Here is a 23,921-nt window from a genome sequence, read left to right as displayed (position 1 = left end):
ACGCCCAATCAGGGAGCGACCGCCACGGAAAAAGCCGGCCTGCCCTTGACCGCCTGAAGCCAGCGGTCCAGCGAAGGCAAGGGCTGCGGCGCCTGGAGCACGTCGGCAAACCGTTCCGCGAGATGCACCCAGCGGTGCGCCGCGAGGCCGACTCCGATATCGGCCACGGTAAAGCGATCCTGCGCGAGATAGTCGTGTTTCGCGAGGACAGCGTCCGCAATGCCTAGAAGTCGCGTTGCTTCGCGATATGAACGCTCGATGGCGTCATAGTCGCGTTGCTCCTCCGGCACTCGCGTCAGACCGAGGAACGCGACGCGCAACGTTGCCCAGAGCGTGCCGAGTTGCCAGTCCATCCAGCGCTCGACATCGGCACGCGCAGCGGGTTCGGACGGCAACAAGGTTTGCGCGTCGTGTTTCGCGGCCAGATAGCGCACGATCGTATTCGACTCCCACAGCACGCACTCACCATCCACGAGCGTGGGCACCAACCCGTTCGGATTGAGCGCACGATACGGCGGCGTGTCGATCACGCCGAACTCGAGCCCGGCATCGATCCGCGAAAATTCCCGCCCTTCTGCGAAACCCAGTTCAGCGAGACACCACAGCACTTTTTGCACGTTGATCGAACTGCGTCTGCCATAGACCTGCATTGCATTACCTCGTTAGCGAGTGAACGTGCCCGATTATCACATTCACGAGCCCGCCGAACGGAATGATCAACGGATTCATTCTTCAGTCGCGAAAGCCATCCGGACACGCGTGACTAGCGAGGCATGCCTGAGACTATCCAATCAGCTCCCGATGCAATGCCATGAATTCATGGGCGAGTTTGTGACGCGGGTCGAAGTGAATCATCGGCTTCGCGTACTGATGCGACTCGCGAATCTTCACCGAAGTCGACAATCGCGACTCCAGCACAGGCAAGCCCTCGCTGATCAGCTCCTCGACCAGTTGAAGGGGCAGGCTTGCGCGCGGCTGAAACTGGTTGATCACGATACCTTCGACTTCCAGGCCGGCGTTATGGTCCTGCTGAATCTCCTTGACGTTGTCGAGCAGCGTATACAGGGCGCGGCGGGAAAAATCGTCGCAGTCGAAAGGAATCAGGCAGCGCTCGACCGCAATCAGCGCGGAGCGGGTATAGAAATTCAATGCCGGAGGCGTATCGATGTAAATCGCGTCGTACTCGTCCAGTTCGTTCAACGCGTCACGCAGCTTGTAGATCTTGTAGCGCGACTCCAGCTTGCCGTGAAGCGTGTCGAGATCCGGATGAGAGGGCATCACGTCGAGGTTTTCGAACGGCGTGCGGTGAATGAACGTCGAGACCGGCGTCGGTCTGAAGCTGAAACTCAAGGCCGTTTCGAAGAAGTCCGCGACGTTGGGCTTGAGATCGCGGGCCTCTTTGCCAAGCAGATACTGGCTGGAGTTACCCTGAGGGTCGAGATCGATAACCAGCGTACGCAGGTTCTCGCTGGCGTTGATGGCCGCCAGGTTGCACACGATGGTCGATTTGCCCACCCCGCCCTTCTGGTTGAATATGACACGCCGCATTTGCCTCTGCCCCTTTTTCGAAGAACACACTAAAGGGAGAGCATACCCCGGCAAAATGACAGCGCGGACATAAGCCGCTGTCGTTTCGTCCCGCTGCATTCGCCGGGAAAGATTTCATCTATGCGTGAGTGTGCGACGGCCGGATGCTTTGTGCGCGCGCCACCGCCAGATTCATACCCTTCGCGCCGGTGGGCGGCACGATATGCGCCGCGTCGCCCGCCAGAAAGAGCCTGCCATGTTGCATGGTGTTCGACACGAAACTGCGCATGGCGACGATGTTCTTCTGAAAGATCTTGCCGTCGACGATTTGTCGGCCATCGTGCGAATCGACTCGTGCATGCAGTTCCGCCCAGATCCGGTCGTCGGACCAATTCTCCACCGAGTCTTTCGGGTCGCACTGGAAGTACATGCGCTGCACGTTCGGCGAGCGCGTGCTGATCAGCGCGAAGCCGCGTTCGTGACGCGCGTAGATCAATTCATCCGATGACGGCGGCGCTTCACACAGGATACCGAACCAACCGAACGGGTACACACGTTCAAAATCCTTGCGCAATGTCTGCGGAATCGACGCGCGCGACACGCCCTGCGAACCGTCGCAGCCGATCACGGAGTCGCATTGCAATTCGTACGCTTCACCCTCGTGGCGATAACGGATCGACGGCTGGTCGGTATCGATGCCGTAAATCGACGTGTCCGACACGCTGAAACGCAGCTTGCCGTCGTCGGCCATACGTGCCGCGACGAGATCCTTGATCACTTCGTGCTGTGCGTAGACCGTAATCGAATGCCCTGTGAGTCCGGTCAGATCGATGCGGCGCCGCTTGCCTTCGAACGCCAGCTCGAAGCCGTGATGCAGCGCGCCTTCGGCCTTCATGCGGGCGCCGACACCGGCTTCGGTCAACAGGTCCATCGTGCCTTGTTCAAGCACGCCGACGCGGATGGTGGATTCGATCTGATCGCGAGCACGCGACTCCAGCACGACGGAGTCGATACCACGCAATTGAAGAAGATGGGAAAGCAGCAGCCCCGCAGGCCCGGCACCGATGATGCCGACTTGAGTGCGCATGAATTGTCTCCTGAATGCGGCGTTAGATTTGCACTCAGTTTCGCGACTACGCGCTATATCGCGCAACGCGATACGGTGGATAGGCCGTATCGCGTTTGGAGATAAAGGGCTTGATTGGCCGCACACGGCCGCGGGCACAATTCGGCTCTAACGCCGTCCAGGCAGGGCTCGTGGCGCATTCGCTGCACGACTCATTCGTCGCGCGGCACGCACTACGTCAAGGTAAACCCCGAGCCGCTCTACGATGCGAGAAACAGGCGATACACCGGGTTTTGCGTCTCTTCCCAGTTCGGATAGCCGAGCGTGGCGAGAAAACGATCAAAAGCCTCGTTCTCGCTCACCGGCACCTGGATGCCGACCAGAATCGAGCTGTAGTCCGCGCCCTGGTTGCGGTAGTGGAACAGGCTGATATTCCAGTTCGGCGCCATCGACGAAAGGAATTTCATCAGCGCGCCCGGACGCTCGGGAAACTCGAAACGGAACAGACGTTCGTCGTGCGCCAGAGGCGAGCGGCCGCCCACCATGTAGCGGATGTGCTGCTTGGAGAGTTCGTCGAACGTGAGGTCCACTGTGGCGAACCCGTGCGCTTCGAATGCGCCGGCGATCTGCGCCGATTCGCTGCGATTCCTGATCTGCACGCCCACGAAGATATGGGCGGAATTCGCGTCCGCAATGCGATAGTTGAACTCGGTGACGCTGCGCGTGCCCACCAGTTCGCAGAAACGCCGGAAACTGCCGCGCTCTTCGGGGATCGTCACGGCAAACACGGCTTCGCGCGCTTCACCCACTTCGGCGCGTTCGGCCACGAAGCGCATGCGGTCGAAGTTCATGTTCGCACCGGACGTGATCGCGATCAGCGTCTGGTTCTCGATGCCTTCGCGCTCCGCATACTGCTTGGCACCGGCTACGGCCAAAGAACCCGCGGGCTCCAGCACGCTGCGGGTGTCCTGGAAAACATCCTTGATCGCGGCGCAGAGTGCGTCGGTATTTACGAGCAGCACGTCGTCGAGATATTCGCTGCACAGGCGGAAGGTTTCTTCGCCGACCAGTTTCACCGCCGTGCCGTCCGAGAACAGACCCACTTCGTTCAGCGTGACCCGCTCGCCAGCTTTCAGCGACGCGGCCATCGCGCACGAATCATCGGTTTGCACGCCGATCACCTTGATCTCCGGGCGCACCGATTTCACGTACGCAGCCACCCCCGCCGCGAGCCCACCGCCGCCGATCGGCACGAAGATCGCGTGAATCGGACCCTGATGCTGGCTGAGAATTTCCATGGCGACGGTGCCTTGCCCGGCGATCACATACGGATCGTCGAACGGATGCACGAAGGTCAGGCCGCGCTCTTCCTGCAGCTTCACCGCGTGTCCATACGCATCGCTATACGATTCGCCGAACTGCACGACTTCGACGGTCGGCCCGCCGTGCGCGCGCACCGCATCGACCTTCACTTGCGGAGTCGTGACCGGCACCACGATGATCGCCTTCACGCCCATGCGCGCCGCCGACAGCGCCACGCCCTGCGCATGATTGCCCGCCGACGCGGTAATCACGCCACGTTCCAACGCCTCGGAAGGAATATGCGCCATCTTGTTGTACGCGCCGCGCACCTTGAACGAGAACACCGGCTGGTTGTCCTCGCGCTTCAGGTAGACCGGATTGCGCAGACGTGCCGACAGATTCGGCGCGCGTTCGAGTTCGGTCTCGCGGGCCACGTCGTAGACGCGCGCGGTGAGGGTTTTTTTCAGGTAGTCGTGCCGAAGCGCGACGCTATCAGCGGCTTCGGCCGCCCGTTTGAGTTCGTGTAACGACAAGGCAAGCTCCTGTGCGGCAAGGACAAATCAGCAGAGAGTTCACCAGGAGGCAGGTTGCAGCGGACATAAAAAAACCCGCCTCGTGTGGCGGGTTATGTGTCACTGCTATCAGACGCGCGCTAACCCACCATTCGATGAATGATGCTAATAATCAGCGCAATACGGATGTCGAGGCAGTTCATGCGTTCGATCTTCGTTGACTTGAGGCGCTTTGTCAATCCCTGTTGATTGCGATGCGCGCAGGGTTGAGCGCTCTGCATTGCGCACAACCCTGCCGGACGCGGCGCTTACGCGCGATAGTGAACAGCGTCACAGCTATCCCAAACCGCACCCGTCGATCTCAACGCCGTAGAACCTGCGCGACGTGCAACCCGTGATCCGGCACGGCGGCTGGACGCCGCGCATTCAAGATACGCTCGCGCAGAAACCGGTCGAACTGCGCCATCACCACGTGGCGCGCGGACTGTGAAAAGAGCGCATGGTCGACCTTGCCGATCAGTTTCACATCGATGTTATTCAACTTATCGAGGCGATTACCACGGGGTCCGAAATGAATTTCCAGTGCGTCCAGTCCTTCATCGAGCGAACCATAGATCAATGAGGTCTGCACACCCTTGCGCTCCAGGTCCAGAACGAGTCTGCGCACTACGCCGCCCGGCGTGCGTTGGCCGAGCAGCCACTCGAGCCCTTTACCGGCGCGCGAGGAAAGGCGCGCGCCCAAACGGCGAGCGAGTTCGATCGCGATCACCCGGCCGTTTGCCTGGCCGGTCAACAAACGCAGCCATTTGCGCGGATCGCGCATGGCGCGCCGGTATACGACGCTCGCCGCCATATGGCGCGCGCCGGGCCGCGTTTGCGCGCCATCCCACGTGAAAAACGGCAGATTGACGGCCGCGCAACCCACCACTGCCGGGTGCGTCTGCGCCGTATGCAGGCTGACGTAGGCACCTGTGCACACGCCGAACATCACGGTTTCCGGATACCCCGCCGCCACGAGCCAATCGACACCCGCTTTGGCATCCGCGAGCGCATATTGCGCGTACACCTTGTCGAGCGACAGCGCGGCGTCACGACGCTGACTATCGCCGAGGCCGCTCAAGTCCATGCGCAACGAGGCGATGCCCTTGGCCGCCAGATAGCGCGCCATCAGCACCGTGAAGCGGCCGTCGCCAATCCGGTGCACGCCGCCCGTGTTGACGAACAATACAGCCGGCGTCCCTTCAAATGCTTGCCGCGGCTGACAGAATACGCCCGCATAGCCGCCGCCCTCGAACACCACCGGCGTTTCGCGCCCATGCGCGAAATCGATCTGCGCGGTCGTTGCGCCCGCAAGCATCTCGACGCGCGGCTCGGGTTCAGTGAGCGCGGCGGCACCGAACCATTCGAGCACGCTCGCGAACGCCTGATCCGGGGTTTCGCTGTAACTGGGATTGACCAGAAACTTGCCGTATTCGCCGAAAAATTGCAGATCGGTTGACGCACCGAGCGTCTGATAATGCGTGGCCACGCGCTTCAGACGCGCGCTCTCATTCAGATCCTGCAGCAACACGCGCCGCGCGGGCGATTGCGTAGTCCGTTCGAGATCGACCATGGCGAGCGCTTCGAGCGTATCCGGATACAAACGGAAGCCGTATGCGCCGACCGTGTTGGCGGCCTCGTCACCTAGGCTGAGTCCGAGCGCCTGCTGCGAACTGAGCCAACTCTGATGCTGAAGCTCCAGTTCACGCATGTAGCCCTTGCCCGAACTCACCGGCATGAGCAGCACCAGATCGTCGACGCCGCCCATCTGTTCGGCGGCCAGCGCCGCCAGCGTCGCGCCAAAACGCAGCCCGCACAGACTCAGGCGCGTCACCGCGGTTTCGGCGCGCAGCCACAGCGCTGCCGCTTCGATGCTGTCGAGCCACGCACGCATGCGTTGCGGGTCGTCTTCGTTGCCACTCGAATCGCCCGTGCCGGGATAGTCGAAGCGCAGCACCGCGATACCGCGCGCGGCGAGCCTGTCGGCGAGGTCACGCCAGCCTCGATAAGTGCACAGTGCTTCATAGCCGAACGGGTTGCACAGCACGACGCCCGTCTCCGGTTGCGTGCCGGCCGGACGGTGCAGCCATCCGAAACAGCCGCCGAACGTAACGGGTGTCATGGTGAGCTGAGCGGGCGTGATCGGCCGACGCAGCGCCACTTCAGGTTCGCGTTGCAATCGACTCCTCCGGCACGATGAGCGCGATCACGCTTGCGAGGGAATCGATGCTTTCAAACATCTCATGCGTGATCAGCGCGCCTGGAATCTCCACGGCGAATTCGTCCTCGATGGCCATCATCACGCGGACAGCGCCGAGCGACGACAAGCCGGCGGCGTAGAGACCATCCTGATCGCCGAGCGTATCGACCGATACGGCGAGACAGGCGGTCTGGCGAAGAATGCGGCGCACATGAGTCTTCATTCTGATTTCCCCGATACTTCAATTTTTCAACGCGGCACTCATCCATCGAGCGCGCACAAGAAGACGTTGCCGCACTGCGCTCAGGTGAGCACGTCGCCGGTCACACAGTGCTCAGCGAGAGCCCTCTTGTCGACCTTGCCATTTACATTCAGCCGCAACGTGTCCAGCATCACGACCCGTTGCGGTACGGCATACGCCGGCAAGCGCTCACGGCATGCCTGCAGAATCCGCGCGGCACCGCGTTGCGCACACGCCACGAAAGCCACCAGGCCAGCCGCGCGCCCCACTTCGTCGACCGGCCAGGCGATGACCGCGCATAGCGCCGCCTGACTGCATGATCGAACGACATGCTCCACTTCTTCGAGCTCGATACGGTTGCCGCGAATCTTGATCTGCGTATCCAGCCGGCCTTGAAACACGATTCCCTGACCGGGTACCTCGCGCGCGGCGTCAGCGCTCCGATACCAGCGCGACGCGCGGCAGCCCGGATACAGGTTCGAAATGAATCGGCGATTGCCGGGGTCATCCGCCGACAGATACCCGGACGCGACCTGCGGACCACCAATCAGCAATTCACCGCTGATGCCCGGCGCGACCGGTTCGAGCGCGGCGTCCACGATCAACAACTCCATGCCCGGTAACGCGCGGCCAAGCGGCATCACCGTGTGGCGCGGATCGGTGAGAAATTCCGCAGTGACTTCGAAGGCAGTGCACGCAACCGTCGTTTCAGTCGGCCCGTACATGTTGAGAACCCGGCTGTTCGGCGCGGCGCGCCGCCACGCTTGCACCAGCTGACGCTGCAGCGGTTCACCACCGAACAGCGTCACGCGCAGACTGGGGAATTCGTCCGGCTGCAGTTTGCGGAACTGCTGCATGAAAGCCGCGACAGAAGGTACGCTGCTCCAATGCGTGATTGCGTGTTCCTTGATGAAGGCCGCGTTGTAGATCGGCTCGACCGTCTTCGGTACAAACAGGCATGCGCCGTTCGCCCAGCACACGAACATGTCGTGCACCGAGGGATCGAAGGAAAGCTCGCATAACTGCACGTAGCGCGCTTCGGGAAGCTTTTCGAACAATTCCAGTTGCCCCGTCACATAGGCGCAAGCATTCTCGTGCGAAATCGGTACGCCCTTGGGTGCGCCGGTCGAGCCTGACGTGAACAGAACGTAGGCCTGGTCGTGCAACGCGCGAGGAGTGGCCGCTTCGGCCTCGTTTGGCCCGTCAGGTAGCCGCGTCTGCGCGCAGCGGGCAGATGCCTCGCAGACAGGGGATGTCTCCCTGAATTCCTGGGAGACTGTTCTGACTTCTTCGCTTACGTCGTCGTCGAGCAGAAGAATTTTCGGCGACTCGTCCAGCAGCGACACCACTTCGTCGAGTAATACGGCGCATCGCCGGTCGACCAGCATGACGGACGCGCCCGCTTGCTCGATTACCGCGGCAATACGTGCAATCGGCACGTTCGGATTGAGCGGCACGTAAGCGCAACCAGCCCTGAGGATTCCTAGCAAACTCGCATAGGCATCCATGCTGCGATGGGCGAACAACAGGCAGCGTCGCGCTCGGCCGGCTGGCAATACCGGGCCCAAGGCGGCCGCGATCCCACAGGCTCGCGACGCAACCTCGCCGTAGGAATACGAGCGCTGGTCGACCCATAGCGCGGGACGATCCGGCTCACGCGCGGCAGTATCGAAGAAGAATGAATCCAGCATTCACGGCCTCGACGCATGGGGCAAAGTGCCGGCGTTGCCCAACCGGTCGCGCGAGCGTGCCGGAGCGGCGGCCAGCCATGCCAGCAGCCCGCTACCGGGCAACTGAGCTACCCGGCGGCGTGCTGCATTATCGTAGGAGAATTCACAAGACAAAGACGCGGACAGCAACCGGCCACGCAGGCTCGTCGCGCGCTACCGCTTGATGAGCCTGACGGTCAGGTCTTTGTAAGGATCATAGATGCCGGTGAGTCCGGCCTATGTGCGATAGCGCTCTCAACAGACGAATGAGCATTTGTCGGCGTGCCGCCGTCAGCACGCCGGGGCGCTGCGGCGATATCAGTTGCGCACGCCGCTCTGCTTCCTGAAGGCGCTCAGAATGCGCTGTTCCAGCGAGTTGTAATCGCCGCCGAAGTGGTGATCGCCCGAGGTGCGAATCACTTCCACGCCGGTTTTCGTCAGCGACGGACACAAGGTGTCTTTTTCGTTCTCGCCGTAGAAGCACTGCACGATCGCGGGCGGCACACGGGTCAATTCCGGCTGGACTTTCAGCGCCTTGTCGCTTGCCGGCATGCCGAGCCAGCCGCCCACGCGGATCTGAAAATCGGCGTCCGGCGCGAAGCCGAGCAACGCGATCAGCGATACCTTCTCGCGCAACGCGGGCGGCAGACGGTTATAGGCGAACGGCATCACGTCCGCACCAAACGAATAGCCGACGAGCGCGACGTGCTGTGCGTTCCAGCGTGCGCCATAGGTTTGCATCACCCGCGCGAGGTCGCGGCTGGTTTGCGCAGGCGGCTTCTCGCTCCAGAAATAGCGCAAGCTGTCCCAGCCGATCACGGAGACGCCGTCTTTCTGCAAAGCCTGGGCGATGGTCTTGTCGAGATCGCGCCAGCCGCCGTCGCCGGATATCACGATCGCCATCAGGCCGTTCGGATGCGCTGCCGGCAATTCGATCAGCGGCAGATCGGACACGTCGTCATCGCTCGTCGACACCGCTTGCAGATGTGGCGTGACCAACGCAACGAGCCGCGTGCGATCGGCGCTACCCGTAGCCGCTTTTTCGACGAAACCCGGCACCTTGTCGCGGATCACCGTCGGATCCGGCGGACACGGCTGGAAGCGCGGATCGAGCGTGCGCTCGGCGTCCACCGCGACCGCGCCGGCAATCGTATTCGAGGGCGCCTGTTCGAGCACGTGCATGGCGAGCGTCGCGCCCTGCCCGGTACCCACGACGATCGGCGCGAAATAGTGGCTCGATTGCGACTGCCGTTCGAGCTGGTGGCTCAGCGCTTCGGCATCACCCACCAGCTGATGGCAGGCTTCTTTCTTCGCGCCGAGATTGGCCGCATAGCGGGCGGTGTCGACGCCGACGGTCAACGCACCGGCCTTCGCAAGCGCATCGGCGCTTTGCTGATCCGCCGCGCTCCAGCCGCTGGCTTGCGAGTACAGCACCACGAAGCCGCGCAACGGACCTTCCGGCTGCGTGACCTTCACGTCGCCATAACGGCCGCCTGGCACGGTGGTGGTCGCGGCGTGCGCAAGCGCGCCGCCAATCACGAGGCCCGCCACCACGGCGGCCCGGAAGAACGAATGCAATGTCATGAACGCCGGCCTCCCGCCAGCAATGACAGGTCCGCGAGCGTGAAGAACACGCCCACCGAACCCGACGCCGCGAGATAGCGCGGCTCCCAATGCGGCTGGAATTTGCTCTTGAAAGCGCGCAGTCCGCGGAAATTATAGAAACGGCCGCCGAAACGCCACACGATGCCGGCGAACCGGTGCCAGCGCGAAGCGAGCGGCGTGGGCTGCATGCCGGACAGCGGCGCGATGCCGAGGCTGAGCGAGCGGAAGCCCGCCTGCTTCAGATGCAGCGCAAGTTGCGTGAACAGATATTCCATTGCATAAGGCGACGCGCTTGCCACATGACGCATCACGCCGACCGTCGCTTCAGTGTTCATATCGGTCGTCATGAAGGTGACGAACGCGGCCGGCTCGCCGTTCTGACGCACCAGCATCACCGATTGCGCCGCGAGATACTCGTCCGTGAATGCGGCGACCGAGAAGCTCTTTTCGCGCGCGTCGCGGCTGTCGAGCCAGCCATCGGAAATCTCGCGCAGCGTTTCAAGCGACGCCGGCACGTGCGCCTGATCGATCACTTCGACGGTGAAGCCATCACGCTCGCCGCGCTTGAGCGCATAGCGAAGATGCGCGCGATGCGAGCCCTTCAGATCGAAGTCGTCGAGCACGACATGCGCTTCTTCACCGAGTTTCATCAGCGTGAGACCGGCGTCGAGATAAAGCGGCAACGCGTTGGCGCGCACCTGATAAAACGCCGCGCGCCCGCCGTGGGCATGCGCGAGCGCGACGAACTTGCTGATGAGAGCGGCCCACTCTTCGCGCGGCCCCACCGGATCGTGCAAAGCGGCCCATGTGCGGCCATATTTCGCGTACATCAGAAAAGCCTGACGCGACTCGGAGAACAGGAAGCTCTTGTCGCCCATCAGCGCGAGGCCGGCGTCGCTACGCTCCTGCGCGCGAACGATGCGCGCCGCGTCGTGCAGATCTTCCGGCGCCGGCTTGACGAAGCGGCCCGGTGCGGGACGCAGCAACTGCCAGAACGAGAACACCGCCGCAAAGAGGCTGGCGGCCAGCGTCGCGCGCAGCGCACGCGGCGCGCGTTCGTCGAAGGCGAATTGCCACCACAGGTCGCGCGTGTACGGCACGTCGCGAAAAGCAAACAGCATGACCCACGTGGCGAGCATCAGCACCATCGCAACCGAAACCAGCCAGCCCGCGGTAAAGCGCTCGGCGAACAGCGAGGAATGACGGTTGAAACGCTGGCGCGTGGACAGCAGCAGCACGATCAGCATGCCGAGAACGCCGGCTTCCACGAACGCAAGACCTTTGGTCAACGACAACGCGAGACTCAGCACTGCCAGCATGAGCGTCATCCACCACGCGGCGTCCAGCCGCCGCAGCAAACCACGCGCGACGAACAGCAGCAGCACCCCGAGCACGCTGCAGAGCATCTGCGAACTTTCGAGCACCCACAGCGGCAGTACGTCGCGCAGAATGCGGATGCGTTGCCAGAACGCGGGCGTCGCGCTGGAAATCACCAGCATGCCACCCACCACGAACGTGACGAGACTCAGGAACAGCGGCGCGAGCTTCGAGGCGGCGGCCGCGTGTTGAAACGGCAGTCGGCTTTTCAGCGCCCGTCCCTCGAAACCGGCGAGCAGCGCGGCCGAGACGATCAACGGGACACCGAAGTAAATCGCACGATACGCGAGTAACGCGGCAACCATATGATGCGTTTGCACGCTACCGTTCAGCGTGAACACCATCGCCGCCTCGAACACGCCGACGCCCCCGGGCGTATGGCCGATCATGCCGAGCAGCATCGCTGCGGCGTAGACCGTGATGAAGGTTACGAAGCTCACGTCCGCATGCGGCAGCAGCGCCCACAAGGCGAGGCCGGCTGCCACCACGTCGAGGACCGCGAGCGCCACTTGCGCGAGCAGATCGCGGCGCGCGGGAATGTCGAACGAGAGCCACTGCCAGCGCGTGCGGACCGGGCGCGTTTCGCTGCGGCATGCGGTGGCCGCCAGTCCGAGCACGACGAGCAGCGCCGCACCGCTCCAACGCAGCGCGACCGGTTCGAGATGCAGCATCGGCGCGAGCGTGCCGGCCACGCCGAGCATGCCGAGCGCCGTCATCAGCACCAGCGCGAGCGCGAGCGAGACGCTCGTGAACACCGTCATGCGCCCGATCTGCGCGGGCGTGACGTTCGCCACGCTGTAGACGCGCGCGCGCACAGCGCCGCCTGTCAGCGCACCGAAACCGGTGGCATTACCGAGTGCGGAGCCCGCGGTCGCACCGATCCACAGCGCCGCACGCGGCACGACTGCGCCCAGATAGCGCAAACCGACGGCATCGCGGCCGACCAGCGCCACGTAACTGAGCGCGGTGGCGCCGAGCGCGGCGGCCCATTCGCCGGCCGTCAGTTCACGCAACTGACGCATCACCGAGCGATAGTCCACCGCTTGCGAGAGATGTTGCAAGACGACCAGCAGCAGCGCGCCAAGCACTAGCGCGAGCAAGGGCGAGAGAAGCCCGCGGTCAGAGAGCGTTTTCGATGCACGGTCGAACATCGCGCCTAGCCGGTCGAATTTATTGTTATATCGATGGAACATGGTCAATGCGGGGCCTTGCTTGGAGCTGTCACGACGACAATTCGTCCGCCGCGGCGTCGCCTCTTATTGGCGATTACAAATGGATAACGGCACAGGGGTGAAAAGGTTGACAGTGTGAGCCCTGACGCGGGGTTTAACCTGGGCCCGCTGCATCGAATGCGGCACGCGGCGTGACAGAGCGAAACGCGTGAATAAACGGTCGATATTGCCGATCGGATGGCAACGACACGCACCGCCTTTCGGCAGGGGCTGAAGTTTAAACGCTATTTGCGCGCTGCGAATGAAGAATCGACGGCGCGTGGTGACGGCCGGACAGGATGGGGATGGAGCGCAAGTAGTGGGTCGCACTGGTGTCGATGACACTTTTGATCAGCGCGTTGATGACGCGCGGCGACCCGTGCGCGCGAAGCAACGCTCGACATTGTCGAACGGGCCTCGCGGCTACCTCACGCAACGGCACGCGAAAGCGTGCCGTGCAAACAGCAGCGGCGCAACGCTGCGCCCTGCTCTGCGAGTCAGCGCGCGAAGAGCGCGCCGCTTTTGATTACTCCGGACGACGATGCGCTTCAGCGATCACCGCGCAATTTTGCAGATGGAGGTTCAGTGCATGCAGCGCCAGTGCGCGCAGCTTGCCGAGGAACGTGTTGCTCGTGGAGACAGTAGCGCGGGCGGCGGCGTTGGAAGCGGTGTTCATGACAGACTCCTGTATAGGGTTTATACCTAGGCAATAACCCGATTATACCGAGCTTCTGTCGCACTGCAACAAATATCAATAAAGTGTCGGACCTTTGCCGCAGAAGGCCGGCCGCCATAGAGACAATCTTAAAAAGGGTGACATCGGAGCGTTGTCTTTTAACCATGCGCACCGTACAGGTGCAATAATGCCTCTTTGACCGTGAACGCCCGACGCAGCCCGCCTTCATGACCGTCGTCCAGAAAGCCCTGATTGCGCCCCTTATCGTCGCGTGCGCGATGTTCATGGAAAGCGTCGACGCGAATGTGATCGTCACCGCGCTGCCGGCCATGGCGCGCGACTTCGGGCGCGATCCGGTCACGCTGAAAATCGCGGTGACGAGCTATGTGCTGGGACTCGGCGTGTTCATTCCCGTGTGCGGATGGCTCGCCGACCGGTTCGGCGCGCGCACGATCTTTCGCACGGCAATCGGCATTTTCGTGACGGGCTCGCTGCTGTGCGCCGCTTCGAACTCACTCGCCACCTTCACGCTCGCGCGCTTCGTGCAGGGTGTGGGCGGCGCAATGATGGTGCCGGTCGGGCGGATCATCATTTTCCGCGTGGTGCACAAGTCCGACTTCATCCGCGCGATGAACTATCTGAGCGTCCCCGCGATGCTCGGCCCCGCCGCCGGACCGCTGCTCGGCGGCTTCATCACCACATATCTGCACTGGCGGCTGATTTTCTTCATCAACGTGCCGATCGGCATTCTCGGTATCTATCTGACCAACCGGCACATCGCCAACACGCGCGAGCCTGACCCGGGTCCGCTCGACTGGATCGGTTTTTTTCTTTCGGCTGCCGGCGCGGTGTTGCTTCTGCTTGGGCTGTCGCTGGTCGGCGGCGAACTGATTTCGAATCGCGACGCGCTCGGCATGTGCGCATGCGGCGCCGTGTTGCTCGCGGCTTATGTCGCCTACGCGCAGCGCGTGCCGCTTCCGCTGCTGGACTTGCGCTTTTTCAAAGTGCCGACGTTCCAGGCGAGCGTGCTCGGCGGTTCGCTGTTTCGTATCGGCCTCGGCGCGTTGCCGTTTCTATTGCCGCTCATGCTGCAGGAAGGCCACGGCATGAGCGCGTTCGAATCCGGCCTGATCACCTGCGCGTCCGCATTCGGCGGCATGTTCATGCGCACGGTCGCCTCGAGCGTGCTGCATCGCTTCGGTTTTCGTTCGGTGCTGGTGGTCAATGCCGCGTTGTCGGGAATCTCGATCGCGGCCTGCGGACTGTTCTTCCCCGGCACGCCGACGTGGATCATCTGGATCGTGGTGCTGCTCGGCGGATTCTTCCCCGCGTTGCAGTTCACGAGTCTGAACTCGCTGACTTATGCGGAAATCGCCAGCCGTGACGTGGGACGCGCCACGAGTCTCGGCAGCGTGGTGCAGCAGATGTCGCTCGGGCTGGGCGTGACGATCGGCGGTATCGTGCTGCAAATCTCGCGCGTGCTGCACGGCCATCCCGGTATCACGTGGTCGGATTTCTGGCCGGCATTTCTGGTGGTCGGCCTGTGCTCGTTCGCGTCGATTCCGGTCACGCTGCGCATGCCGCATCGCGCGGGCGAGGAGATCTCGCGAGGCGGTCGCGGCTGATTGGTTGTCGATCGGCTAAACGACTGAACGGCTGGGCGGATTTATCGGTTACGCGCACGGCACGGGCACGCTTCAGGCCTTCTTTCGGATCACGCTCACCTCACCGTTGCGTTCGAGAATCGCCGCGGCCACATCGTTCATTGAACGTGAGCCGGTTTTCTGGCGCACGCTCTCCTGAACATCGGTCGGCGTGATGAGCGCGGCGTTCATTTCGCGTGAGTTGGACTCGCCGTTGCTGAACACTTCCCGTTCGACACCGCCCACCAGCCGCTCCAGCAAGGACGAGCGAATACACGCCCACGCCAGCAAACGATGACACACGACGATCACGAACGACGCCGCCACCGTTGCGACAAACGGCGATGCCCCGACGATCGCCCGGCTCAGCGTTGCACCAAGTAGTATCACCACAACGGAATCGAACGGCGAGCGTTGTCCGAACGAGCGCCGCCCTGAGATCCGGATCAGCACAAGCGCGACCAGAAATACGACGATCGAACGAGCCGCCATCTGTAGCGGATCGAGTGTCCTGCCCTGACCGAACAGCAGGAAGATTGCGTCCATCATGCCGCCCTCCTCGCGGCGTACTGCCGGCTAAGTCGAGTGTTGATTGCGCGCGCCGGAAGCATTGGGCGGCTCCGTACGCCTTATGCGGCCGCTTTAGCCGACTGCTTGTGAGCACCGCTTTACCCGACCGCTTCAACCAACCGCCCACCCCGCCAACGTATCGCCGAAACCACCACGCGCGCGAGCTGCCGCACGCGCACTCGTAATCACGCGCGGCGCCGCGCTCCACGCGATACGCGCACCTATCGCGATCAGCCGATCCACCAGCGCGACATCCTCGCTGCACGTGAGCGGCGGAAAGCCACCCGCGCGCCGGTACGCGTCGGCCGATACGCCGAGGTTCGCACCGTGAATATGTCGATGACCGTCCGCATCCACGTAAGTCTTGCGGAAATATTCGCGCACGCTGTGCGGATGCGGGGTCCAGTCGTCGACGGCAATCGAGCCGCACACCGCGTCCGCGTCGAGCGAAAGCTGGGCGACGAGCCAACCCGGCGACACTCGGCTGTCGGCGTCGGTAAACGCGAGCCAGCGCGCGCCATCCGCAAGCAGGAAGTCCGCTCCGCTCGCACGCGCAATGCCGACATTGCGCGCTTTCAGTGTGAGCGTCTCGACACCGTAAGCACGCGCAATCGCGCCGGTAAAGTCGTCGCAGTCGTCGAGCACCACCACGATGCGCACCGTTTCCCTCGCCAGATCCTCATGACGCGACGCCTCGATCAGGGCCGCGAGGCAAGGCGCCAGCAACGCCTCTTCGTTATGCGCCGGAACAATCACGCCGATCATAGGAGCCCCTCGCGCTGCGCGACCGAACGGGCGTCGCGCGACCAGACGTCGATCAACAGATCGGCTTCATCGTGATGCGCGAGACGCGACAGGCCGCAGCGTGCATCGAACAACGCATGCGCGGCGTCGGCGGATTCGAGCGCTTCGGCGAAAGGCCGGCGCCAGTGACAGGCGAGCAGCGTGCCGTCCGTCGTGAGCGACGCGGAGACTCGCGAAGCCAGCGTTTCGAGTTCCGCGGCGTCGAGGTAGTAAGCGAATTCGCTAATCACGATCAGATCGAACGGGCCGGCCTCGGTTGGCCACTCGCCCGGCACCGTGCGCTGTTCGACACGAACCTGCGGCGCGCCGGCGACGCGCTCGCGCGTCAACTGCACGGCGCGCGCGTGCAGGTCCGCGGCGAGCAGCATGTCGCAGCGCCTCGCCAGTTCAACCGTCAGTTCGCCGTTCGCACAGCCGGGTTCGAACGCGTTCCGGTAGCGCGGACGCGGCAGCAGCGCGAGCGTGAGCGAGCGCTTGCGGCGTTCGTACCAGCCTTCGCGCAGCTTCCACGGATCGTCGCTCTGTTGATAGAGTTCATCGAAGTAGGTGGCGGGCGAGCTCATGTCAGCGGCCCTCCGTGACGGGTGTCAGAGCATCCACGGGGCACCTCCGGCATCGCGATCATCACCGCCCTTGCCTGCCTCGTCCGCTCCCGCGGCGGCGCTCAGTTCACCAAGCGCGGCAAGATCGCGCTCCGCGTGGCTTTGCCGCAGAAATACCGGCAGGTCCGCCAGCGCACGCGCGAAGCGCGCATTGCGGCACAACGGGCCAGCCCCGAGCGTACGCGTTGCATGATTCATCACGGCGCTCGCGGCTTCTTCCACCACGAGGCGGGCACGCATCGCCTCGCGCTGCGAATCGGCCAGCGGATTGGTGTCGATGTGCGTCGCGGTCTCGCGCAATACCGCAGCGGCGCCCGCCAAGGCAACCTCCACCGCACCGAGATGCGCAAGCCGATGCGAATCCGCCCGCTGCGTGGACGCTTCCCGCAGCATCCAGCCGATTTGCGCGGCGGCGCCGTACCAGCACGCCGCGATACCGGCGCCGCCGTGCCAGAAGCCCGGCCGGCGCACATAGTCGTGCGCGCCACCCACCAGCGTTGCACAAGCCTGGTTGAACGTCACGTCGGCGCTCGCCGTGGCCTGCATGCCGACGGCTTGCCATTTCGACGTATCGATCGTGATCGACGGCTGATCCATCGCTACGGCCGCGAGCACCGGTTCGCCATCCAGCCACGCAGTCACGAGCGCATGCGTGACGACGGCGGCGCCGGAGCACCACGCTTTCGTACCGGTAAGATGAAGGCCCTCGCCATCGCTTCGGAATCCTACTTTGACGGCCTGGACGCGCGCGTCGGGCGGCTCGGCGGCCCACACACCCCAGCGGCTTCCCGCCGGCGCCTCCGGGCCGTGCAATTCCGCGAGAATGGCGAGCGCGTCTGTGTGCCCTTCGAACAGTTTGACGAGGCCGAGATCGCACGCCGCCACCGCGGCGAGCGCGCGCCAGCGCGCGAGCGTCTCGCCGTGGCCCGGCAAGGGCACGACCGGCGCACGGTCATAGCCGCGTTCGACCAGCGCGCTCAACACGCCGCCCAAGGCGACGGAGTCGTTCGGATCGAAACGCGTGCCATGCAGATAATCTTCGAGCGATCCGGCAAGTTTCGCTTCCGTGCGCGCGCGACGCCCCGCGTTTTGCGAAGCCTCGGGGGTGATCAGGCCGGAGCCGTGCGGCGGCCGGGTAGTGACGCCGGCCCCACGTTCACGCGTATCGAGCATCGTGCCTCCCTGAAGCTGTTCGATCGATTGCCGGCAGATCCTCAAAAGGGACCGCCGGCCATACGAGGCGGACAGCAAGCGGCGTGCCTCAGCCGGCGAAAGGCGGAGTACGCCAAGGTTTCTTCAGGAAAGCGGAAGCACGCGCAGACTGTTGTTGCGCTCTGGAATGAAGGAAGCGCGGGCTGATTCGAGCGCTAGCCAGTAGCGCGCCCGCTACGCCGCGCCTCGACCTCCGCGAGCAACGTATCGAACAATGCGAGTTCCACGGGCTTCACGAGATGCGCGTGGAAACCGGCCCCGCGGGTGCGCTCGCGATCCGATGCCTGGCCGAAACCGGTCATCGCGGCGTACATCGTATCGGCGAGCGCGGGCATCTTGCGCAGCACCGCGATGGTGGCGTAGCCGTCCATCTTCGGCATCGCGATGTCGATCACGGCGAGGTGCGGCGCGAAGCGCGGCGCGACCTGCAGCGCCTGCTCGCCCTCGTAGGCAATACGCACCTCGTGGCCTTTGAGTTCGAGCAGCATCGCGAGACTGTCGGCGGAATCGCGATTGTCGTCGACCAGCAGAATGCGCAGCGGCGCGACCTGGCCGCTTGCCGCATTCGCCTCGTCACTGGCTGCATCGGACGGCGCGGCGGCCAGCGGCAGACTCAGCGTGAACGTACTGCCGCTGCCAGGCCCCTCGCTGCTCGCGACAATGCTGCCGCCGTGCATCTCGACGAGCGACTTGCACAGCGTGAGGCCGATGCCCAACCCGCCTTCGCCCGAGCTCTGCGCATCTTTTTCCTGGGCGAACAGTTCGAAGATCTTGTCGAGCGAGCGCAGAGGAATACCGCAACCGCTATCGCGCACTTCGAGCACGGCCATGTGAAAATCGATGCGGGACGAAATTTCAATCACACTGCCCACCGGCGAAAATTTCGACGCGTTGTGCAAGAGGTTCTGCAGCACCTGGACGAGACGCGTCATATCGCCTCGAACGAAGATCGGCTCGACCGGCATAAGCAGCACGACGCGCTGCTCGTGCGCGTCCGTAAACGGCCGGGCTGCCTCGACGCCGCGCGCCACAACCTCGGCCAGATCGATGCGGCCGAGGCGCAACTCGACCTTGTTAGACATGATGCGGCCGACATCGAGCAGATCATCGACAAGCCGAGTGAGGTGCGTAACCTGGCGGTCGATCAGATCGCGCGAACGCGCGAGCGTGGGGCTGACACCGGTTTCGAGTTGCATCACCCCGATCGCATTGCGCACCGGCGCGAGCGGGTTGCGCAATTCATGCGCGAGGGTCGCGAGGAACTGACGCATGCGTTCGCCCGAACGCTCCAGTTCTTCGCGCTGACGCCGCTCGGTCAGATCGCGCGTGACCTTGGCGAAACCACACAGCCGGTTCGATTCGTCATGTATCGCTGTGATGTTGACGTTGGCCCAGAACGTCGTGCCGTCCTTGCGCACCCGCCAGCCTTCGTCCTCGACGTGGCCGAGCTGCCGGGCAAGCGCCAGTTCACGCGCGGGCTTGCCCGCCGCCGCTTCCTCCGGCACGTAGAACACCGAGAAATGCTGACCGACGATTTCATCGCGCGTATAGCCTTTGATGCGCGCGGCGCCGGCATTCCAGCTCACCACATAGCCTTGCGGATCGAGCATGAATATCGCGTAGTCCTTGACACAGTCGACCAGCAAACGGAAACGCTCTTCGCTTTGCCGAAGCGCTTCCGTGTACTCGCGTTGCGCGGTCAGGTCGCGCGTGATCTTGGCGAAGCCGGTAAGAATGCCGGCGTCGTTGCGGATCGCCGTGATCACGACGTTCGACCAGAAGGTCGTGCCGTCCTTGCGGACACGCCAGCCTTCGTCCTCGAAACGGCCGGTGAGCGACGCCTGTTGCAATTCGTAGGCGGGCCAGCCGCGCGCCACGGCCTCCTCAGTGTAGAAGCGCGAAAAGTGCTCGCCGATAATATCCGTGTCTGTGTAACCCGCCAGTTTCAGTGCCCCGCCATTACAACTGACGATCCGCCCGGTCGCATCGAGCAGGAAGATTGCATAGTCTTCGATCGCCTGCACCAGAGACCAGTAATCGACATCGGCAGCCGGGTTCATGCGAACCGGCGCCGCAGCCTTGGCAGGTTCGCCGTTTTCACCGGTAGAAGGGACATCGAGCTGTTTCATGATTTCAAAGGATGAGGGTTACGTGCAAAAGCATACACCGGCATCCGCTGGCCGCATCCGTTTATGGTGTGCCAACAAAGGACTGGCCGGCGGGCTTCGCGCCGCAATCCACGTGGAAAAACACCAGCTGGCGGGCCAGGCCTCCCGATTGCTACTGCCTGATCGCACCATCATCAAACGAACAGGAGTTGCAATTGAAAAGAGCATTTACCAGCCTCGCCCTTGCGGCAACATTGGCATTCACTTACACCGCAGCGCAAGCGGAAGGCTGCACCAAAGGCGCGGTAGTGGGCGGCGTAGCCGGCCACGTTGCGGGTGATCACGGCGTAGCGGGCGCGGCGGCGGGATGCGCAATCGGCCACCACGAGGCCAAAAAGAAGGACAAGGAAGCCAGAGCGGCGGCCGGCGCCAGCGAATCCGCAGGAAAGTAAAAGGCGTGTAGAAACGAGCCGGTAGTGACCTCTCCCGATCTCTGCCGGCCCGATCTCGATGCGCTAGTTTCGCGGCACATTTAACCGGCAGCGCTGACCTTTTCCGCCAGCTTCGCGTCGTAACTGGAGTGGACGTGCACGCGCTTCTTCTCCGGATACGCGTACGCGTATGCTTTGCGCAGTGCCAGCGACGCCTCATGAAAACCCGACAGAATCAGTTTCTGCTTGTTGGGATAATTAGCAATGTCGCCAACCGCGAAAATGCCGGGCCGCGAGCTCTCGTAGTTGGAGGTATCCACATCGACACGGCCGGCGTGAATCGACAGCCCCCATTGCGCGACCGGTCCGAGATCGGCAACCAGTCCATACAACGCGACGATGTGCTCGGCCGCGAGTTGCGTCTCGCCCTCGATATGCCGCAAGGTGATCGACTTCAATGCATCGTCCTCTACCTGGAGGCCCGCAATCGCGCCGACCATGAAGTCCATCTCGCCCGCTTCGACCGCGCGCCGCATCGACTCGACACTCGAATCCGCCGCACTGAAACCGCTGCGCCGATGCACCAGCGTCACCCGCCGCGCGACCTTGCGCAGCGCCAACGCCCAGTCGAGCGCGGAGTCCCCGCCGCCTGCCACCACCACGGTCTTGCCGGCGAAATCGGCAATACGCGGCACGCTGTAATGCACGTGACGCGACTCCAGCGGCACCGCTTCGGCCAGCGCCAGCTTCTGCGGCACGAACGCGCCGTTGCCGGCCGCCAGCAGGATCGCGGCGACATCGAACACGAGACCGCGATCGGTACGGACTGTCCAGCGCCCGTCGCCGCCCTGCTCGACCGACTCAACCCGCTGACCGAGATGGATCGGCGGGTCGAACGGCTTGCATTGCGCAAGCAGGCGCTCGACCAGTTCACGCGCCGTGCAGGACACAATGGCGGGAATATCGTAGATCGGCTTGTCCGGATAGAGCTCGATGCATTGGCCGCCGATCTTGCCGAGCCCGTCGACGATCTGGCACGACAGGCCGATCACGCCTGCCTCGAAAGCGGCAAAAAGCCCGACGGGGCCCGCGCCCACGATCAAAACGTCGGTGCGGATCGGCGACGGTGGCTGGTTGGCGGCGGATGTCATGCGCGCTCTCTTCGGATAAATGGATGACCCACCATACAGAATCGCCCGAAGCCCGGCAACGATGCCATTACCATCGGTAAGGGTGCTCGGCGCGGCGAAATACGGATGACGTTGCGCGCGTGACCGGCGTGAGCGCGGCAGCTCAAACGCGATTTAGAAAGCGGTCTCGCCGAACGCCTCTGCTTGAAGGCTGCTCGAAATGCAGCCTGGCCGATCCCCACCGCCCGAAGGCCGCTTAATAAACGGCCTCGTGCCGCGCCGTATCGCTCGCGACCTTGAAGGCCGCGGTCAATTCGCTCAATTGCCGCGCCTGATCCGCGAGCGAGTTGGCGGTCGCCGCGCTTTCCTCGACCAGCGCGGCATTATGCTGCGTGACCTCGTCCATCTGCGTGACGGCGAGGCTCACCTGTTTGATCCCTTCGCTCTGCTCCTGCGAGGCCGTCGCAATCTCGCCGACAAGGCGCGCCACGCGCCCGACCGCGGCTTCGATTTCCTGCATCGTCTCGCCCGCCTCGTTGACGAGTCCCGCGCCGCTCTCGACGCGCGAGGTCGACTCCGCGATCAGCGAACCGATTTCCTTCGCGGCCGCCGCCGAACGCTGGGCGAGACTGCGCACCTCGCCCGCCACCACCGCGAAACCGCGCCCTTCTTCACCTGCGCGGGCGGCTTCCACGGCCGCGTTCAACGCGAGGATATTGGTCTGAAACGCAATGCCTTCGATCGCGGTGATGATGCCCGTCATCTTCGACGAGCCCGCGTGAATCACGCGCATCGTCTCGACCATGCTGCCGACCGAATCGCGCCCGCGCGCGGCCATCTCCGAAGCGCGCAACGCCAGTTCGCTCGCGTGCTGCGCGTTCCCGGCATTCAGTTGCACGGTCGACGTGAGCTGCTCCATCGCCGCCGCGGTTTCTTCGAGCGACGCGGCCTGTTCCTCGGTGCGTTGCGACAGATCGAGATTGCCCGCGGCGATCTGCTGGGTCGACGACGCGATCGAATGCGAACCGGCCCGCACAGTGGTGACGGTCGCGCCGAGTTTGTCCTGCATCGACGCGACGCCGCGCAACAGCGTCGCCATTTCGTCGTTCGAACGAATCGGCACCTGGGTCGTCAGTTCGCCGGCGGCAATCGCATCGAATTGGCGCAGTGCGTCGTTCAGCGGCGCCATGATCGCGCGGCGCAACGTGCGCCAACTGATGAACGCTACCGTGAGCCCCACCAGAATGCTGCCGATGCTCGCGTACAGGAGCGTATGAAAGAGCGTGGCGGAGCGCTCGTTCGCGTCGCTCGCCTGCTGGTTCAGATAGTTCTCCAGATCACCCTGACTCGCGTTCATTGCCGTGTACAGGCCGATCAGATGATTCGCGCGGCTTTCGTCCATCCAGCTCGCGTCGCCCGTGCGGATCGCTTCGATCAGTTTGTCGATACCGTCGCGACGCACGGCGGTGCGCTTCGCGTCGAGATCCTCGGTGAGGCGCCGCAGTTCGGGCGTTTTCGGCAGGTCGCGAAAGGTGTTCCACCACTTGTCCGACTCGCCGAGCAGCATGCGGGCGCGCTCGAGTTGCGTGGTCAGTTGCGGCGAGTGCGGATTGCTCATCGCCCAGTCGAGTCCGAAACGCGCCCGCGACATTGCCGTACCTGATTTGCCGAGCGCGACGACCGAGGCGAAATGAACCGAGTAAGCGTCGCGCTGCGCCTCGTTGCTTTCGTTCATACCGAGAATGCCGAGCACGCCGGTAGCGGTCAGCAATACGCCAAGAAACGCGATGGTGATCGCGATCCGCAAATTGATGGTCAAGTTCGTGGTCATCGTGGTTTTTATCGCTCTGGCTGGTTTGGCGCTCTGGCTTTTGAAGTGCGGCCCCCGCGCACGTAAGCGGCTATATGTTCCATATATGGAAAGCTTAACCGTATTTGGAAAGTATAACGATCCAC

General features: G+C 63.4%; 18 protein-coding genes and 1 pseudogene. 2 read left to right on the top strand and 17 right to left on the bottom strand.

What is annotated here, in order from left to right; genetic code table 11:
* Positions 1-8 precede the first annotated feature (8 nt).
* The 10 genes and pseudogenes from BLW71_RS05300 to BLW71_RS41545 all read right to left on the bottom strand — a co-directional run bounded on the left by BLW71_RS05300 (position 9) and on the right by BLW71_RS41545 (position 13,465).
* Positions 9-650: a glutathione S-transferase family protein gene (locus BLW71_RS05300; protein ID WP_091793818.1), complete on the bottom strand. Its 642-nt coding sequence runs from the start codon at positions 648-650 to the stop codon at positions 9-11.
* Between the two features lie 133 nt (positions 651-783).
* On the bottom strand, positions 784-1,548 hold the full coding sequence (locus BLW71_RS05295; RefSeq protein WP_091793816.1) for a ParA family protein: 765 nt from the start codon (positions 1,546-1,548) through the stop codon (positions 784-786).
* Positions 1,549-1,705: 157 nt separating this feature from the next.
* Positions 1,706-2,614: pseudogene (locus BLW71_RS05290) on the bottom strand (4-hydroxybenzoate 3-monooxygenase); the annotation flags it as partial.
* 239 nt (positions 2,615-2,853) lie between these two features.
* Entirely contained in the window at positions 2,854-4,428 is a 1,575-nt protein-coding gene (gene ilvA, locus BLW71_RS05285; RefSeq protein WP_091793815.1) for a threonine ammonia-lyase, biosynthetic, read from the bottom strand.
* A gap of 340 nt (positions 4,429-4,768) precedes the next feature.
* Positions 4,769-6,625, bottom strand: coding sequence for a serine aminopeptidase domain-containing protein (locus BLW71_RS05280; RefSeq protein WP_286161936.1), 1,857 nt, complete (start codon positions 6,623-6,625; stop codon positions 4,769-4,771).
* The gene (locus tag BLW71_RS05275) at positions 6,609-6,869 is read right to left on the bottom strand and encodes an acyl carrier protein (protein ID WP_091793813.1); all 261 of its coding nucleotides are present in this window, start codon (positions 6,867-6,869) and stop codon (positions 6,609-6,611) included. The genes BLW71_RS05280 and BLW71_RS05275 overlap by 17 nt, the downstream gene beginning before the upstream one ends.
* An 80-nt stretch (positions 6,870-6,949) precedes the next feature.
* Positions 6,950-8,578 (bottom strand): amino acid adenylation domain-containing protein, encoded by a 1,629-nt coding sequence (locus BLW71_RS05270; protein WP_091793812.1) that lies wholly within the window; start codon positions 8,576-8,578, stop codon positions 6,950-6,952.
* 336 nt (positions 8,579-8,914) lie between these two features.
* Positions 8,915-10,180, bottom strand: a complete 1,266-nt coding sequence (locus tag BLW71_RS05265) for a virulence factor family protein (RefSeq protein WP_091793810.1) — start codon at positions 10,178-10,180, stop codon at positions 8,915-8,917.
* Positions 10,177-12,729, bottom strand: coding sequence for a bifunctional lysylphosphatidylglycerol flippase/synthetase MprF (mprF, locus tag BLW71_RS05260; RefSeq protein ID WP_286162036.1), 2,553 nt, complete (start codon positions 12,727-12,729; stop codon positions 10,177-10,179). Before mprF ends, BLW71_RS05265 begins: the two co-directional genes overlap by 4 nt.
* A 586-nt stretch (positions 12,730-13,315) precedes the next feature.
* On the bottom strand, positions 13,316-13,465 hold the full coding sequence (locus tag BLW71_RS41545; protein WP_177204974.1) for a hypothetical protein: 150 nt from the start codon (positions 13,463-13,465) through the stop codon (positions 13,316-13,318).
* Between the two features lie 227 nt (positions 13,466-13,692).
* Here BLW71_RS41545 and BLW71_RS05255 point away from each other — a divergent pair, with 227 nt between their 5' ends.
* The gene (locus BLW71_RS05255) at positions 13,693-15,090 is read left to right on the top strand and encodes an MFS transporter (protein ID WP_091793807.1); all 1,398 of its coding nucleotides are present in this window, start codon (positions 13,693-13,695) and stop codon (positions 15,088-15,090) included.
* Positions 15,091-15,162: 72 nt separating this feature from the next.
* Here BLW71_RS05255 and BLW71_RS05250 read toward each other — a convergent pair whose 3' ends face one another.
* The 5 genes from BLW71_RS05250 to BLW71_RS05230 all read right to left on the bottom strand — a co-directional run bounded on the left by BLW71_RS05250 (position 15,163) and on the right by BLW71_RS05230 (position 20,425).
* A complete protein-coding gene (locus BLW71_RS05250; RefSeq protein ID WP_091793805.1) occupies positions 15,163-15,657 on the bottom strand; it encodes a DUF421 domain-containing protein in 495 nt (164 codons plus the stop codon).
* A 132-nt stretch (positions 15,658-15,789) separates the two neighbouring features.
* The gene (locus BLW71_RS05245) at positions 15,790-16,443 is read right to left on the bottom strand and encodes a glycosyltransferase family 2 protein (RefSeq protein ID WP_091793804.1); all 654 of its coding nucleotides are present in this window, start codon (positions 16,441-16,443) and stop codon (positions 15,790-15,792) included.
* Positions 16,440-17,045 (bottom strand): SAM-dependent methyltransferase, encoded by a 606-nt coding sequence (locus tag BLW71_RS05240; protein ID WP_091793802.1) that lies wholly within the window; start codon positions 17,043-17,045, stop codon positions 16,440-16,442. The genes BLW71_RS05245 and BLW71_RS05240 overlap by 4 nt, the downstream gene beginning before the upstream one ends.
* A gap of 24 nt (positions 17,046-17,069) precedes the next feature.
* On the bottom strand, positions 17,070-18,257 hold the full coding sequence (locus BLW71_RS05235; RefSeq protein WP_091793801.1) for an acyl-CoA dehydrogenase family protein: 1,188 nt from the start codon (positions 18,255-18,257) through the stop codon (positions 17,070-17,072).
* A gap of 194 nt (positions 18,258-18,451) precedes the next feature.
* Positions 18,452-20,425, bottom strand: a complete 1,974-nt coding sequence (locus BLW71_RS05230) for a PAS domain-containing hybrid sensor histidine kinase/response regulator (protein WP_091793799.1) — start codon at positions 20,423-20,425, stop codon at positions 18,452-18,454.
* 194 nt (positions 20,426-20,619) lie between these two features.
* Here BLW71_RS05230 and BLW71_RS05225 point away from each other — a divergent pair, with 194 nt between their 5' ends.
* Entirely contained in the window at positions 20,620-20,856 is a 237-nt protein-coding gene (locus BLW71_RS05225; protein WP_091800452.1) for a hypothetical protein, read from the top strand.
* 80 nt (positions 20,857-20,936) lie between these two features.
* Here BLW71_RS05225 and BLW71_RS05220 read toward each other — a convergent pair whose 3' ends face one another.
* Positions 20,937-21,986, bottom strand: a complete 1,050-nt coding sequence (locus tag BLW71_RS05220; protein ID WP_091793798.1) for an NAD(P)/FAD-dependent oxidoreductase — start codon at positions 21,984-21,986, stop codon at positions 20,937-20,939.
* A 235-nt stretch (positions 21,987-22,221) separates the two neighbouring features.
* Positions 22,222-23,796 carry a methyl-accepting chemotaxis protein gene (locus tag BLW71_RS05215; RefSeq protein WP_091793796.1) on the bottom strand — a complete coding sequence of 525 codons (1,575 nt, stop codon included), beginning with the start codon at positions 23,794-23,796 and terminating at the stop codon, positions 22,222-22,224.
* Positions 23,797-23,921 lie beyond the last annotated feature (125 nt).

This window comes from Burkholderia sp. WP9, assembly GCF_900104795.1.
Classification (GTDB): Bacteria; Pseudomonadota; Gammaproteobacteria; order Burkholderiales; family Burkholderiaceae; genus Paraburkholderia.
Note: the sequence above shows the minus strand (reverse complement) of the source record. Positions and strands in the feature narration are given on the sequence as shown.

Bases quoted from the DNA above. Each gene is read 5' to 3' on its own strand.
- BLW71_RS05300 (WP_091793818.1), bottom strand. From the start codon at position 650: ATGCAGGTCTATGGCAGACGCAGTTCGATCAACGTGCAAAAAGTGCTG.
- BLW71_RS05295 (WP_091793816.1), bottom strand. From the start codon at position 1,548: ATGCGGCGTGTCATATTCAACCAGAAGGGCGGGGTGGGCAAATCGACC.
- BLW71_RS05275 (WP_091793813.1), bottom strand. From the start codon at position 6,869: ATGAAGACTCATGTGCGCCGCATTCTTCGCCAGACCGCCTGTCTCGCC.
- BLW71_RS05270 (WP_091793812.1), bottom strand. From the start codon at position 8,578: ATGCTGGATTCATTCTTCTTCGATACTGCCGCGCGTGAGCCGGATCGT.
- BLW71_RS05265 (WP_091793810.1), bottom strand. From the start codon at position 10,180: ATGACATTGCATTCGTTCTTCCGGGCCGCCGTGGTGGCGGGCCTCGTG.
- mprF (WP_286162036.1), bottom strand. From the start codon at position 12,729: ATGTTCGACCGTGCATCGAAAACGCTCTCTGACCGCGGGCTTCTCTCG.
- BLW71_RS41545 (WP_177204974.1), bottom strand. From the start codon at position 13,465: ATGAACACCGCTTCCAACGCCGCCGCCCGCGCTACTGTCTCCACGAGC.
- BLW71_RS05255 (WP_091793807.1), top strand. From the start codon at position 13,693: ATGACCGTCGTCCAGAAAGCCCTGATTGCGCCCCTTATCGTCGCGTGC.
- BLW71_RS05250 (WP_091793805.1), bottom strand. From the start codon at position 15,657: ATGATGGACGCAATCTTCCTGCTGTTCGGTCAGGGCAGGACACTCGAT.
- BLW71_RS05245 (WP_091793804.1), bottom strand. From the start codon at position 16,443: ATGATCGGCGTGATTGTTCCGGCGCATAACGAAGAGGCGTTGCTGGCG.
- BLW71_RS05240 (WP_091793802.1), bottom strand. From the start codon at position 17,045: ATGAGCTCGCCCGCCACCTACTTCGATGAACTCTATCAACAGAGCGAC.
- BLW71_RS05235 (WP_091793801.1), bottom strand. From the start codon at position 18,257: ATGCTCGATACGCGTGAACGTGGGGCCGGCGTCACTACCCGGCCGCCG.
- BLW71_RS05230 (WP_091793799.1), bottom strand. From the start codon at position 20,425: ATGAAACAGCTCGATGTCCCTTCTACCGGTGAAAACGGCGAACCTGCC.
- BLW71_RS05220 (WP_091793798.1), bottom strand. From the start codon at position 21,986: ATGACATCCGCCGCCAACCAGCCACCGTCGCCGATCCGCACCGACGTT.
- BLW71_RS05215 (WP_091793796.1), bottom strand. From the start codon at position 23,796: ATGACCACGAACTTGACCATCAATTTGCGGATCGCGATCACCATCGCG.